Origin of the sequence: Ruminococcus sp. XPD3002, assembly GCA_900119535.1 — a bacterium.
Taxonomy (GTDB): domain Bacteria; phylum Bacillota; class Clostridia; order Oscillospirales; family Ruminococcaceae; genus Ruminococcus; species Ruminococcus flavefaciens_H.
Map to the genome: position 1 here is coordinate 97,630 of FPJT01000003.1, position 14,509 is coordinate 112,138.

Consider the following 14,509-nt stretch of genomic DNA (forward strand, 5'->3'; position numbering starts at 1 on the left):
GAGCCGCGAATTTTTTACGCTCCTCAGATTATCTGATTTGTAACACATTCAGACGTTGCAATGTAAAACCACTCATTAAGACGTTATTACAAAGCGCCCCGATCAATCGGAGCGCTTTTGTGTTACTTCCAGAACTCGAAGAGTCTTGCAAATGCAACTATATCCTGCTGCCACATTGTATTGTACTGTTCAAGAGGGTTCTCATAGGTAAATATCTGTATGAAGTTCATTACGAGACTGATGCCCGCAGAAGCTATCATAAGTGTGTTAAGATGTACCTTTGTGTTTTCCTGTGAGCGTCTCCAGATAAAGAATGAGATAACAAGTGCGCCGAGTATTATCTGCCATGCAAAGTCCACGCAGTATCTTGTACCGAATCCGCTTTCCCATATGGAGAAGATTATCGCAAAGGGACAAGCTATACATACTGCAAATATGAGCAGTGCATAGAATCTCTTGTTCTTGTTCTCGGAAAGCTTGTAGCTTCTTACTGCCTGACCGTAGCCAAGTATCGGAAGAGCTCTCCAGAGGAGACCGAGTGAAGCTCCTGTTGCTATGAAGTAATAACCGTTCGGCTGGAACGTTTTTGCATAATCCGCTGTGAAGAACGGGAAGTTCTCAGCAAAGGACGGGAATGAAAGCAGATAGTTGAAGAAGCCGATGAGAACGAAGTGGGTATGATACTGAGCTTTGGTGAAGTCGTTAATGGTAAGTGAGTACTGTATGCCGAAATCAAGTGGATTGCCGAATCTTGCGTAGTTGTACCATACCTGTACAGAACCGAGAACTACATACGGCAGAAGCGCACATAACAGGTAAGGCACTACGCTGCCTTTGTCCTTCTTCTCTGCAAGCTTTTTCTTCATGCCTGCGTAGATAAAGAAGAGCGATGCTATACAGTAAACAGCAAGAGTCGGTCGGCAGAGAACTCCCATTCCAAGACAGAATGTGGACAGTGCAATGCGCCAGTTCTTGACCTTGCCCTCGCCTATAACGTTGGAGGTGATAAGGAAGAACGCTCCCGCAGTAGTGGTAATGAAGCCAGAAGCCTGGGCTATCTCGTAGAAGTTAGCGTGGAAATAGCAGAAGTAGATACCAGTGGACATCTGCATTATCATAAGTCCGAGAAGTACCAGTGAAGCGGCAGTTTTACCGAAGAACCTGTCCGCAAATGCAAGATAAGCCTTTGTAAGGAAGAGGATTCCTATAACTCCGAAAAGCCATACTGCCCAGCAGCTCGGGAAGTAGAAACCTGTTATCATGTGGTAAGGAAGGAACAATGCAAGTACCGGACCGATGCCGTAGTAGGAATAGTACTTGCCGTTATAGAGAAGGTGATCCCAGAGGTAATAGCAGTTACGCTGACTCCAGTCATAGGGGTTTTCAACGCTGAGTATGTCCTGTCCCGGTTTTTCGTTCAGTTCAACAGAACCATTCTCGAATGCGTCAACTATCTCCTGTGATATCTGGTTTCCTGTAGTCATTCGGAAATCGTCCTTAAGGGACCATGTACCATTATCAGTGATCTTGCCTGCCATTGTAAGGTAGAGTGAGAATCCCATAAGCACCAGTGTAAAGCAAGACGCTATGACCTTTACCGACTTGCGGCGCTTTTCGTAATCGCAGTAGAGCATTTCCTTGCGTCTGAGTGCGAAGACAAATATGCTTCCGAGGAACATCATCAGGAATCTGATAAGTGAAAAATGAAGCATTATAGGCTTGTTGACAGTGACGCTCCTTACGGTTATCACCTCGCCTGCATCAGCTGAGAATGAAAGCTTAAGGTCGTGTACATTGCCCGAGAAATTACACGGTATCGTCTGTGTACGTGTATAGTCGTTCAGCGCTTCCATTGCCGCAATATTTGAACGGTAGCTTGCGCTGTTTGTATCATCGGTTATGTCGATGCTGAACTTCACTGAACGCTTGGTCGATGAAGTACAGTCCACGCTGAGAGTTCCGACAGGCATGTTTATTCCAATAAATTCGATAGTGGAATAACCCTCGGTCATATTGGTATTTGATACTGCATCGTAGTTCTGAGTAACAGCAGTACTCAGGTCCAGTGTCTTTTCCGTATAGTCACCGAACAGATGTGAAGAATTGAAGTTGAACACAAATACCTCTGCGGCTATGCACACTACAAAGGAACGTGCAAGGAATGCCTTAAGAGCCCTGTACTTTCCCTCTTTCAGATCGTACACAAGATATGCAACAAAGGCGGCCATGTTGAATCCGCCCACATATTTGTAGCCGCTGAGATTAATTGCTGTTGAACCAAGTACCATGATAAACAAAGAAAGAATACAGCATATGGACAGTGCTTTTTTGGAATGCTTTCTAATCTTTGAAGTAAGCGGAGAATTATCCGTAGAAGTGCATGCAAAAAGTATAACGGCTATGCAAAGATAGACCAGCACTTCAACTGCAAATAAGACTGTTTGTATATTCATTTCAACACCTCGTTTTTTTTACTGATATATCAGGCAGCAGAGTATCAGCAGCAGTGCAAGCATCGCAAAGCCTGTTACGGAAAATACAGCCATGTACTTTCCGGGCTGTGCGTTACCCTCTTTCCTGTAGAACTGGAAGGAAATAAGACTTGCAAGTGATGCGATAAGTGTACCCATACCGCCTATATTTACTCCAATAAGGAGCTTTGTACCGTTATCGGTGAATCCTGCCAGCATTACAGCCGCAGGAACGTTGCTTATGAACTGCGAGAGTATCGCTCCCGAAAGGATCTCCCGTCCGCCAATGAGCTGAGAGAGCATGTCCCTGACTGATGAGATCCTTGCGATATTTCCAACGAACACGAAAAAGCACACAAAGGTCAGAAGCAGCGGATAGTCCGCCTTGCCGAGAAGCTTCGGTTCGGTGATAAGGGCAGCGACAATTGCTGCCGCAAGACATATATAATCGGGTATAACCCGGAATACCGACAAAAGACATACCACGAAAAGCAGTGCGTAAACCGCAGTCCTGTAAACAGGTATCTTCTGTATACTGCTTTCGGGAGCTTTGCATTTTTCCGCAGGCAAAAGCCGTGTAAGGACTATCAGTATCGCAAGACTGATAAGACCTGCGGGAAGCGTCATTTTCAGGAAAGTCATCGCCGACAGCTTGTATTGATCGTAAAGGAACAGGTTCTGTGGATTGCCTACGGGAGTCATCATACTGCCCATATTCGCCGCGATCGTTTCAAGGACTATGGTCAGGATACGGCTCTTTTCGTCATCTATCTGCTTGTATATCAGCAGCGTGAGCGGAACAAATGTGATAAGTGCAACATCATTCGTAACTATCATCGCCGAAAAATAACATATGAACACGAAAAACAGTCCAAGCTTGCGGATGTTTCCCGTTTTTTGCAGAAGATAGCGTGTTGCAGAGTCGAATATACCTGCCGAACGCAGTCCAGCAACTGCCGTCATAAGTCCGAACAGCTGGATGAGCACCGTTCTGTTGACGTAACCTATGTACTCCCTGTCGGGAGGTACTATGAAAACCGTAACAAGCGCCGCCGCAAATGCCGCCGCAAGTACTGGCTGGGAACTGATAAAGCGTCTGACTGTCTTCAAATCAGAACACCTCTGAAATGATCGATCTCGTGCTGAACTATCTGCGCCTCGAATCCTCTGAGAGTACATTTCCGCTTTTTGAACTTCATGTCCGTGTACTCAACAGTTATCATTTCATACCTTTCAGCCTTGCGGACTCCGCTGAGGGAAAGGCAGCCTTCCTCGGTCTCGAAAGATCTTGCCGAGTGATCCTTTATGACGGGATTTATCATTACTGTTATGCCTCCCGAAAGGACTGCCGCAAGGATAGTCTTTCTGACTCCGATCATATTTGCCGCCATGCCTACGCATCTGTCGCTGTTCGCCGCAAGGGTGTCGCAGAGGTCACGGGCGGTCTGAAGATCCTCTCTTTCGGCTTTCTCAGAGGGAAGCTGAAGGAAAACAGGATCCTTTACTATATCTTTTATCATATTTCTTCTCCAAAAGTATTATATAACGGTCCCTGAACCGAACCCATAATAAAAAATTATATCACACATTATAATAAGTGTCAAGCAATAGCGAAAAACAGGCACCGCAATCACTTTGCTACGTTAAATCAGTAAATTTTATCTTTGCTATTGATTTTTACCCACTATCGTGATATAATTAATAAGTACGTAAAAAATCATATAGAAAAGGACTGATACTATTGAAAATTAGTTTTTCAACTTTAGCTTGCCCCGATTTTTCATGGACAGATATTTATTCAATGGCAAAAGACTTTGGTTTCGACGGAATCGAGATAAGAGGTCTCGGAAATCAGATATATTCCGTAAAGGCTCAGCCTTTTACGGAGCAGCAGCTTCCAAAAACTGTAGAGAAACTCAATTCTCTCGGTCTTGAGATCCCCTGCCTTACTTCAGGCGCCTGCCTTAAATTCAAGGATAAGTTCGCTGAAATTAAGGAAGAAATAACTGAGTACGCTCGTCTTGCTCAGAAGCTCAATACCTCTTTCATCCGTATCCTCGGAGACCTTGAGCCTGCACCGGGCGGCGAGGTCGATGACGATTACATAGTTTCAGCTCTTAAGGAACTCGTTCCTATCGCTGAGGAGTACAATGTTACTCTCCTCGTTGAGACGAACGGCGTTTACAGCGACTCTGCACGTCTTGCAAAGGTGCTTAACGCTGTTAAGAGCCGCAAGGTGGCTGCGCTCTGGGATATGCACCACCCATACAGATACAATAACGAAGCTCCCGAGACTACTATCGGTAATCTCGGCGAATACATAAAGTATATACAGGTCAAGGACAGCGTTATGGGTGCTGACGGAAAGGTTCAGTACCGCATTATGGGCAGCGGCGATATCCCTGTAAAGGAAATGATCGAGGCTCTCGATACTATCAACTACAACGGCTACATTTCCCTTGAATGGGTAAAGCGCTGGGCTCCTGACCTCAGCGATGCAGGTATCGTTATCCCTCAGTTCGCTGAATATATGGCTCCTTACAAGAAGAAGCACAAGCATCCGCTCCAGACCTGCAGCAGAGGCGACGGTCAGTATCCGTGGCCGAAGGAAAGGATCCTTAACTACACCTTCCCCGATATCCTCGACCGTATCTGCGAGCAGTTCCCAAATCAGTACGCTTTCCGCTATACCGAACTGGAATATACACGCACCTATCCCGAGTTCCGTGACGATGTGGACACATTTGCCCGCGCACTCCTTGCTATGGGCGTAAAACGCGGCGATCACGTTGCTATCTGGGCTACTAACGTTCCGCAGTGGTACATCACTTTCTGGGCTACCACAAAGATCGGCGCAGTACTCGTCACCATGAACAGCGAATACCGTATCCACGAGGCTGAGTACCTCCTGAGACAGTCCGATACAATGACTCTCGTTATGACGGACGGTATCAAGAATATAAGCTACGTTGACATTATCAAGGAGCTCTGTCCCGAGCTTGATACATGCGAGCCCGGTAAACTCGTTTCCGCAAAGCTCCCATTCCTTAAAAACGTAATTACCTGCGATTCAAAGAACAAGGGTTGCTTTACATGGGAAGAAGCTCTCGAAAAGGCTAAGGAAGTTCCTTACAGCGAAGTCGAGGCTGTCCGTAAGACTATCGACATCCACGATGTCTGCAATATGCAGTACACCTCTGGTACTACAGGCTTCCCGAAGGGCGTTATGCTCACTCACTACAACGTTGTCAACAACGGTAAGGCTATCGGCGACTGCATGGACCTCTCAACTGCTGACCGCATGATGATACAGGTTCCTATGTTCCACTGCTTCGGTATGGTACTCGCTATGACAGCTTCCGTTACACACGGCGTTACTATGTCACCTATCACCCGTTTCTCACCGAGAAAGGGACTTGCCTGCATAAACAAGGAGAAGATAACCTGCTTCCACGGCGTACCGACCATGTTCATAGCTATGCTCGGTCACGAGGACTTCGACAAGACAGACTTCTCTTACATGAGAACAGGTATCATGGCAGGTTCACCTTGTCCTATCAAGACTATGGAGGAAGTTATCGAGAAGATGCACATGTCCGAGATATGCATTACTTACGGACAGACTGAGGCTTCCCCTGCAACTACAATGAGCAAGACTACCGACAGCATTGAACAGCGTGTCAATACAGTCGGCGGACCTATTTTCGGTGTAGAGTGCAAGATCGTTGATCCCGAGACTAACGAGGATCTCCCCGACGATACAGACGGAGAGTTCGTTGCAAGAGGCTACAACATTATGAAGGGCTACTACAAGATGCCCGAAGCTACTGCCGCAGCTATCGACTCTGAGGGCTGGCTCCACACAGGTGACCTTGCAAGACGCCGTTCATCTGACGGTTACTACAAGATCACAGGCCGTATCAAGGATATGATAATCCGCGGCGGTGAGAATATCTACCCCAAGGAGATCGAGGACTTCCTCTACACTTACCCGAAGGTAAAGGATGTTCAGGTAATCGGTGTTCCCGATGCGGACTACGGTGAGGAAATAATGGCATGCATCATCCTCCAGGACGGCGAAACAGCTACCGAACAGGAGATCAAGGACTTCTGCCTCGCTCGTATGGCAAAGCACAAGTGTCCGAGATATGTGGACTTCGTTGACGGTTTCCCGATGAATGCAGCAGGTAAGATACTCAAATATAAGATGAGAGAACAGGCTGTAGAGAAGCTCAAACTCCACAACGCAAACAGTATAGAAACAGCATAAGCAGGGGTACTGTCCCGTACAGTTGAGATCACACCCTTTGAACCTGTCCGTCAGAAGCGATAGGAAGCTTGAATGTAATTCAGCGCGTATCTGACAGATACGCGCTTATATTTTATCAGGAGGTTTTTTATGAAAAAGACTAACATCAAAATGCTCGTTGAGGGCGCTGTAATGGTAGCTCTTGCGATCGTACTCAGCTTCATCAGAGTGTACAAGCTGCCCTGGGGAGGTTCGATAACTCTCCTTTCCATGCTCCCCATATGTCTCTACAGTATAAAGTACGGCGTAGGCAAGGGACTTTGTGCAGGCTTCGTATTCGCTCTCTTCCAGTTCATTCAGGGTATCACGGACGGTCTCTTCGGCTGGGGACTCTCGATCGGTATGCTTCTTGCGTGCATCTTCCTTGATTACCTGCTTGCCTATACGGTCATCGGCTTCGCAGGCATAGCTCGCAAGGGCGGCGCAGTCGGCTGGATATTCGGTACTATCTTCGCACTTCTTCTCCGCTTCGGATGCCACTTCCTCAGCGGCGTAGTTATCTGGAAGTCATTCGGTGAACTCTGGAACGGCTTCTCAACCGATAATACTTACCTCTACAGCCTGCTTTACAACGGTGCTTATATGCTTCCCGAGATCATCTTCACAGCGATCGGCGCATTTGCTCTCTTCAAGATACCACAGGCAAGAAAGCTACTTACAAGTGAGGAATAATACGAGTTTTATTGAGGGAAACCTTTTGAAAGGGTTTCCCTTATGCTTTTTGACACATATTTAAAGCCTGACACGGCACCCGGAAATTAATGAGTGCTGTGTCAGGCTTAATTTTTTTAAAGACTCAGACAAAAAGAGAGATCAGTCTCATACTGAGAAAAGAAGTGTTGTGTACGGTACAAGCGGCCATACATCTTCGCTGACGTTTGTTTCGGTCTCGTCAACTATGGCTCTGAGCACCTGCATCTGTGTGAATACTTCATCGCAGTAGAAACGTGCTGTTTCAAGTACACCTGTCTTGCCCTGTGCTGTTATTACCTTGCTTTCAAGTGCAGCAGTCTCTTTGTAGATGCCCTCGTTGAGCGCTGAAAGCTTTGATGCAAGGTCCTTTTCAACGTCCGCAGGTATTCCCATTGCCTGCTTTGAAGCTCCTGCATCGCATATTTCCTTGGTGTAGCGCATAACAGCAGGAAGTATCTGCTTCTTGACCATGTCTATCATAGTCAGTGCCTCTATGTTTATGACCTTGCTGTAGTTTTCAAGCAACACATCTGTACGTGCCTTAAGCTCAGCTTCGCTGTATACGTGGAACTTCTCGAAAAGTGCAACGCTTTTTGGAGTGATGTACTCGGGAAGTGCGTCAACGGTGGACACAAGGTTAGGGAGCTTTCTTACTTCAACAGCTTCCTTCAGCCACTCTTCGGAATAGCCGTTGCCGTTGTAGATTATCTGCTTGTGCTCCTTGATAGTCTTAACAAGAAGTGCCTTAAGGTCCTTCTTGAAGTTCTTGGACTTCTCCAGCTCGTCTGCAAACTGACAGAGCTCCTCAGCCACGATAGTGTTGAGTATTGTATTTGTGCATGAGATAGAATCGGATGAACCAAGCATACGGAACTCGAACTTGTTGCCTGTGAATGCAAACGGTGAGGTACGGTTTCTGTCCGTTGTATCCTTCGGGAAATCGGGAAGTACATCAACGCCGATCTCGAATGTCTTGTTGTCAACGGATGAGAACTTCTCGCCCTTTTCGAGAGCTTCGATAACACTTTCAAGCTCGCTTCCGATGAACATTGAAACTATTGCAGGGGGAGCTTCATTCGCACCGAGACGATGATCGTTGCCTGCGGAAGCTGCGGAAAGTCTCAGCAGCGGAGCGTACTCGTGAACGCCCTTGATGATAGCACAGAGGAATGTCAGGAACTGTAAATTGTTCTGTGGTGTGTCTCCCGGATCCAGAAGATTCTGTCCGTCATTGGAGGACATTGACCAGTTATTGTGCTTTCCCGATCCGTTAACGCCTGCGAACGGCTTTTCGTGGAGGAGACAGTAGAGACCGTGCTTGATAGCAGTCTTTTTCATTATCTCCATTGTCAGCTGATTGTGGTCGGCAGCTATATTGGATGTTGTGAAAACAGGTGCAAGCTCGTGCTGTGAGGGAGCAACCTCGTTGTGCTTTGTCTTGGCGTAAATGCCCAGCTTCCAGAGTTCCTCGTCCAGATCCTTCATATAGTCGGATACACGCTGCTTGATGTTGCCGTAGTAGTGGTCCTCAAGCTCCTGTCCCTTTGGAGGCTTCGCACCGAAAAGTGTGCGTCCTGTAATAACAAGGTCCTCACGCATATCGTAATACTTCTTGTCAATGAGGAAGTACTCCTGTTCGGGACCTACTGTAGTAGTAACTCTTGTTGCTTCGGTATTGCCGAAAAGTCGGAGTATTCTCAGCGCCTGAGTGCTGAGTACATCCATTGAGCGGAGAAGCGGTGTCTTTTTATCGAGTATCTCTCCTGTGTAGGAGCAGAAAGCTGTAGGGATGTACAGTGAATCGTCCTTGATGAAGGCACAGGAAGTCGGATCCCATGCTGTATAGCCTCTTGCTTCAAATGTGGAGCGGAGTCCGCCTGAGGGGAATGAAGATGCATCGGGTTCGCCCTTGATGAGCTCTTTGCCCGAGAATTCGAGGATCACCTCGCCCTTGCCGTAGGGGTTGATAAATGCGTCATGCTTCTCAGCTGTAACGCCTGTCATCGGCTGGAACCAGTGAGTATAGTGTGTTGCACCCTTTTCGACTGCCCAGTCCTTCATAGCGTTTGCAACAACGTCTGCAACTTCGCTGTCAAGTGCGATACCAAGCTGTTTTGTGCGCTGTACCGACTTGTATATGTTCTTGGGAAGACGCTCGCGCATCACCGAATCGCTGAACACGTTACATCCGAAAAACTCGGCAACATTGCTGTTTTTTACCTCTGACATGCAAATTCCTCCTCAATAATAAAAAAAGCGCATCCGACTGCAGGGCATGGGCGCTGCTCCATACCTACCACAATCGAAACGCCATTGTTTCAATTGATATTTACTTTCATACGGGGATCTTTTACCCTTATATAAATTATATTCTGCAAACAGGTTTTTGTCAAGGTTTTTCGCACTCTTTAGGCGGATGAACAGTTTTTGACGTTAATTGTGACGAATTATTGGAGATAAATTATTGCTCTACACACTGCTATCTGATTTCTGCACTCTGATTTCTGCTAACTACGCTCTGCTTTCTGATCTCTGTTCTCTGCTTATGCAGTATATTACTTTTTTCGCCTTGACTTTCTCCCTTTATTATATTATAATATTCCTGATAGAATAAATGTTTCGTTAAAGGAGTTATCTTATGATAGATAAAATTATTATCAAAGGTGCAAGGACTAACAACCTTAAAAATATCGACCTTGAACTCCCCCGTGACAAGCTTATCGTCATGACAGGACTTTCGGGTTCGGGTAAATCTTCCCTTGCCTTTGATACGATTTACGCCGACGGTCAGAGAAGATACGTCGAGAGCCTTTCATCCTATGCAAGAATGTTCCTGGGACAAATGGAAAAACCTGATGTGGACAGCATCGAAGGTCTCTCCCCTGCTATCTCCATAGACCAGAAAACGACTTCCAAGAACCCTCGTTCAACCGTCGGCACCGTTACCGAGATATACGATTATCTCCGTCTGCTGTATGCACGTATCGGTGTTCCTCACTGTCCGAAATGCGGAAGAGTCATCTCTCAGCAGACTATTGACCAGATGGTTGATGCTATTATGGCACTGCCCCAGGGTACTAAATTACAGCTTCTTGCTCCCATAGCACGAAACAGGAAGGGACAGTTCGCTAAAGAACTGGACAGTGCAAGAAGATCGGGCTTCGTAAGAGTCAGGATAGATGGTATCATGTACGAGCTTGCGGACGAGATAAAGCTCGACAAGAACAAGAAGCACAACATAGAGATCGTAGTTGACCGTATAATCATCAAGGAGGGCATCGAGTCCCGTATCACCGACAGCCTTGAAACTATCTTCAAGCTCACCGAGGGACTTGCAGTAGTAGACGTCATTGACGGCGAGGAAATGCTGTTCTCACAGAACTACGCATGTCCCGAGCATAACATAAGTATAGGCGAGCTTGAACCTGTAATGTTCTCCTTCAACAACCCGATGGGTGCTTGTCCGAAGTGCATGGGACTTGGAGTTTTCAGGCATATCGATCCCGACCTCATCGTTCCCAACAAGGAACTTACCATTGAGGGAGGCGCTATAAAGGCTTCTGGCTGGAACAGTCTCGACGAGACCTCGATAGCAATGATGTACTACCGTGCGATCTCCAAGCACTACGGTATTCCTCTCGATGTCCCTGTAAAGGAACTGTCTCAGGAACAGCTTGATGTTTTCCTCTATGGTACTGGAGATACGACACTCGAACTCACACGTCCCAAGTCGCTTGGCGGAGGAAAGTACAGTACCCCTTTCGAGGGCATCTGCAATAACCTTTCACGCCGATACAGCGAAACAAACAGTGAATACTCCAAAAACGAGATAGAAGAATGTATGAGCGAAGTGGAGTGTCCCGTATGCAAGGGCAAAAGACTCCGTGACGAATACCTTGCGGTAACTGTCGGGGACAAAAATATAAGCGCCCTTACAGACCTTTCGGTAAAAAACGCTCTCAGCTTCTTCAACTCGGTTAAACTTTCAAAGCAGGAAGCCTTCATCGGTGAACGCATCATCAAGGAGATCAAGGAGCGTCTCGGATTCCTCAGCAGCGTGGGACTGGAATACCTCACTCTTTCACGAAGCTCAGGTACACTCTCAGGCGGTGAAAGTCAGCGTATACGCCTTGCAACTCAGATAGGCTCTTCTCTTGTAGGAGTCCTCTACATCCTCGACGAGCCGAGTATCGGTCTGCATCAACGCGACAACGACAAACTGATAGCTACTTTGAAGCGCCTCCGAGATCTTGGCAACACGCTTATAGTAGTCGAACACGATGACGATACCATGCTTGCCGCAGATTACATCGTGGACATCGGTCCCGGTGCAGGTATACACGGCGGAAACGTTGTGTTCTCGGGTACTGTGGACAAGCTTCTCAAATGCAAGGACTCCATTACGGGACTCTATCTCAGCGGAAAGAAGTCCATTCCGATACCTAAAAAGCGCCGTCAGGGCAATGGAAATTTCCTCACCGTACTCGGCGCTCAGGAGCATAACCTCCGTGACATAGATGTTAAAATACCGCTCGGCGAACTGGTCTGCATAACAGGTGTATCAGGTTCCGGAAAGTCCTCTCTTGTGAACGAGATCATCTACAAGCACCTTGCGGCAAAGCTCAACCGCGCAAAGATAAAGGCAGGCAAGTTCAGAGCGATTGAGGGTACCGAAAACCTCGACAAGGTCATCTGCATAGACCAGTCCCCTATCGGACGTACTCCTCGTTCCAATCCTGCAACTTATACAGGCGTTTTCAACGATATACGCACCCTTTTCGCACAGACTCCAGACGCTAAGGCAAGAGGATATTCCAGCGGACGCTTCAGCTTCAACGTCAAGGGCGGACGATGTGAAGCCTGTGAGGGTGACGGTATCCTTAAGATAGAGATGCACTTCCTCCCCGATATCTATGTACCATGCGAAGTCTGCAAAGGCAAGCGCTATAACCGAGAAACTCTCGAAGTACATTACAAGGGCAAGTCCATTTACGACGTACTTGAAATGACAGTCGATGAGGGAGTTGAGTTCTTCGAGCATCTTCCGAAGATCGCCCGCAAGCTGAAAACTCTACAGGATGTCGGACTCGGCTACATCAAGATAGGTCAGCCTGCAACTACACTTTCAGGCGGTGAGGCTCAGCGTGTTAAGCTCTCCACAGAGCTTTCAAAACGCTCCACAGGAAAAACTATCTACATCCTCGACGAGCCAACGACGGGACTCCACACTGCGGACGTCCACAAGCTTATCGATGTGCTCCAGCAGCTTACCGATCAGGGAAATACGGTACTTGTGATCGAACATAACCTGAACGTTATCAAGGTCGCAGATCATATCATCGACCTTGGTCCCGAGGGCGGCGACGGCGGAGGTATGGTCGTTGCCTGCGGTACTCCCGAGGAGATCGCCGCATGCAAGGATTCCTATACAGGTCAGTACCTCAAACCGTATCTGAAATAAACCTGCGCTTTGATTTCGAGTCATAACAATACAAAAACAGCCATAGGAGAACATCATCTCTTATGGCTGTTATCATTTTTAGCTTTCAGTAGCCTATCTTTATCACATACATCATATCGTCCTGGGAGTAGCATATCTCCTCGCCGAGCTCAACGTAGTCACCAAGCTCCCAGATCTCGTCCTCTTCAAACAGTCCCTTTACCGCTTCTTTGTACACATTCTCATCCGAGAACATATACTCCTGTGTACGTCCGCTTCCGCTTGAAGCAAGGAGACGTCCCATTGAAGCGGAGGAATAGCTGCTGAAATATGCGCCGTTCCTTTGGAAATAGTTGTCCTTAAGAGATGTACATTCGGGGAGTCCCTTCTGTACGGGATCGAGACTTCTTGTCCTGAGAAGCATCTCGTCGTTTATCAGGAAATAGGTATGACGAAGCTCGCCTTCCTCGGAGAAGTCGCTTTCGGGATCATCCCATGTAACGTCTATCCAGTAGTATTCGCCGTCCACCTTGACGTAGTTCCAGGCATGGCGTCCCCTGTAGGAATCTCCGCAGCAAAATCCGTTCTCGATGCCGAGACGGTTCATGACATAGGTGAAAGCCTCCGCATAGCCCTGACAAACTGCCTTTCCGTTCACAAGGCAGCCGTATGATGTACCCCAGATACCATTCCTGTCCGCAGCCGCACCGGAAGTGTCATAGTCGGTTTTTTCGATGATCTGATCGTGGACGTAGAGTATCTTCTCGTAATCGTCGTAATAATCGGGTATCTGAGAGATGATCTCGTCCGCAGCTTCTTCAAGAAGCGTGTGCATGTAACTCAGGTCATCGGCTGTATAACCGTTCAGCACACGGAATTCTATCTGCGTCATGGTCGAATCCGTTGTTATAGTATAGCCGTTCATCCAGAAAATATCGGGAGCCTTGTCCTTCATCATCCTTACTGCATCAGCCATTTCTTCCTTTGAAACATGACCGCTTATGGTCAGTTTTGTATCATAGCTTCCGAGGGTATCTATCAGACGTCCGCAGATGTAGGCAACAGTTTCGGGATCCGTTTCTGTATCTGCTTCGCCCTCACTGCCTGCGTCGTTCATTTCCTGCTGTACCGAGTGAGTGTTTCTCACCTCAGCTTTTGGAACGACTCTGCCGCAGGACAGAAAACTCGAAAGGCAAACAGCGGTCACTGTGAGAAGTGCCGCAAAATATTTTATTCTTTTCATCGTCTCAATCCTTTATATTTGGTTAAAATCTCTCTATTTAACAAAATACATCTTTCTCTACCTATAATCATACCACACTTTTACAGAAGTTTCAATAGTTTTATGACTTTTTTAATAAATATTTTCAAATGAGTTTCTGAACTAAAAAACAGTACCCTCATCCGCAGATGAAGGTACTGAAGGTGTTAAAAAAGAATGAAATAATTAATTCGGGGATTCTAAAGGGATACTATCCCTTTAGCGGATTCCAAAGGCAGAGCCTTTGGTGGGGTGTGGGGCAAAGCCCCACATATAGCCTTATAAGCGCTCAGCAAAGGGTGAATTTCAAAACAGTCCGGTGGACTGTTTTGAAA

General features: G+C 47.0%; 8 protein-coding genes. 3 read left to right on the forward strand and 5 right to left on the reverse strand.

The features are described 5' to 3' along the window. Positions 1-122: 122 nt before the first annotated feature. The 3 genes from BT127_RS03485 to BT127_RS03495 are packed head-to-tail and all read right to left on the reverse strand — an operon-like array spanning position 123 to position 3,991. Positions 123-2,453 (reverse strand): hypothetical protein, encoded by a 2,331-nt coding sequence (locus tag BT127_RS03485; protein ID WP_075423645.1) that lies wholly within the window; start codon positions 2,451-2,453, stop codon positions 123-125. 18 nt (positions 2,454-2,471) lie between these two features. Next, positions 2,472-3,581: an SLC13 family permease gene (locus BT127_RS03490; RefSeq protein ID WP_075423646.1), complete on the reverse strand. Its 1,110-nt coding sequence runs from the start codon at positions 3,579-3,581 to the stop codon at positions 2,472-2,474. Continuing rightward, positions 3,578-3,991: a peptide deformylase gene (locus tag BT127_RS03495; RefSeq protein WP_075423647.1), complete on the reverse strand. Its 414-nt coding sequence runs from the start codon at positions 3,989-3,991 to the stop codon at positions 3,578-3,580. The genes BT127_RS03490 and BT127_RS03495 overlap by 4 nt, the downstream gene beginning before the upstream one ends. Positions 3,992-4,272: 281 nt before the next feature. Here BT127_RS03495 and BT127_RS03500 point away from each other — a divergent pair, with 281 nt between their 5' ends. Both BT127_RS03500 and BT127_RS03505 read left to right on the forward strand, forming a co-directional pair. Then, the gene (locus tag BT127_RS03500; protein ID WP_502687132.1) at positions 4,273-6,741 is read left to right on the forward strand and encodes an AMP-binding protein; all 2,469 of its coding nucleotides are present in this window, start codon (positions 4,273-4,275) and stop codon (positions 6,739-6,741) included. A 129-nt stretch (positions 6,742-6,870) separates the two neighbouring features. Next, entirely contained in the window at positions 6,871-7,452 is a 582-nt protein-coding gene (locus BT127_RS03505; protein WP_075423649.1) for an energy-coupled thiamine transporter ThiT, read from the forward strand. A gap of 147 nt (positions 7,453-7,599) precedes the next feature. Here BT127_RS03505 and BT127_RS03510 read toward each other — a convergent pair whose 3' ends face one another. Further along, a complete protein-coding gene (locus BT127_RS03510) occupies positions 7,600-9,702 on the reverse strand; it encodes a glutamine synthetase III family protein (protein ID WP_075423650.1) in 2,103 nt (700 codons plus the stop codon). A gap of 409 nt (positions 9,703-10,111) precedes the next feature. Here BT127_RS03510 and uvrA point away from each other — a divergent pair, with 409 nt between their 5' ends. Further along, positions 10,112-12,934: an excinuclease ABC subunit UvrA gene (gene uvrA / locus BT127_RS03515; protein WP_075423651.1), complete on the forward strand. Its 2,823-nt coding sequence runs from the start codon at positions 10,112-10,114 to the stop codon at positions 12,932-12,934. Between the two features lie 85 nt (positions 12,935-13,019). On the opposite strand, the gene BT127_RS03520 is transcribed toward uvrA, so the two are convergent. Further along, complete coding sequence (locus BT127_RS03520) at positions 13,020-14,156, reverse strand: transglutaminase domain-containing protein (RefSeq protein WP_075423652.1); 1,137 nt, start codon at positions 14,154-14,156, stop codon at positions 13,020-13,022. Between the last annotated feature and the right edge of the window lie 353 nt (positions 14,157-14,509).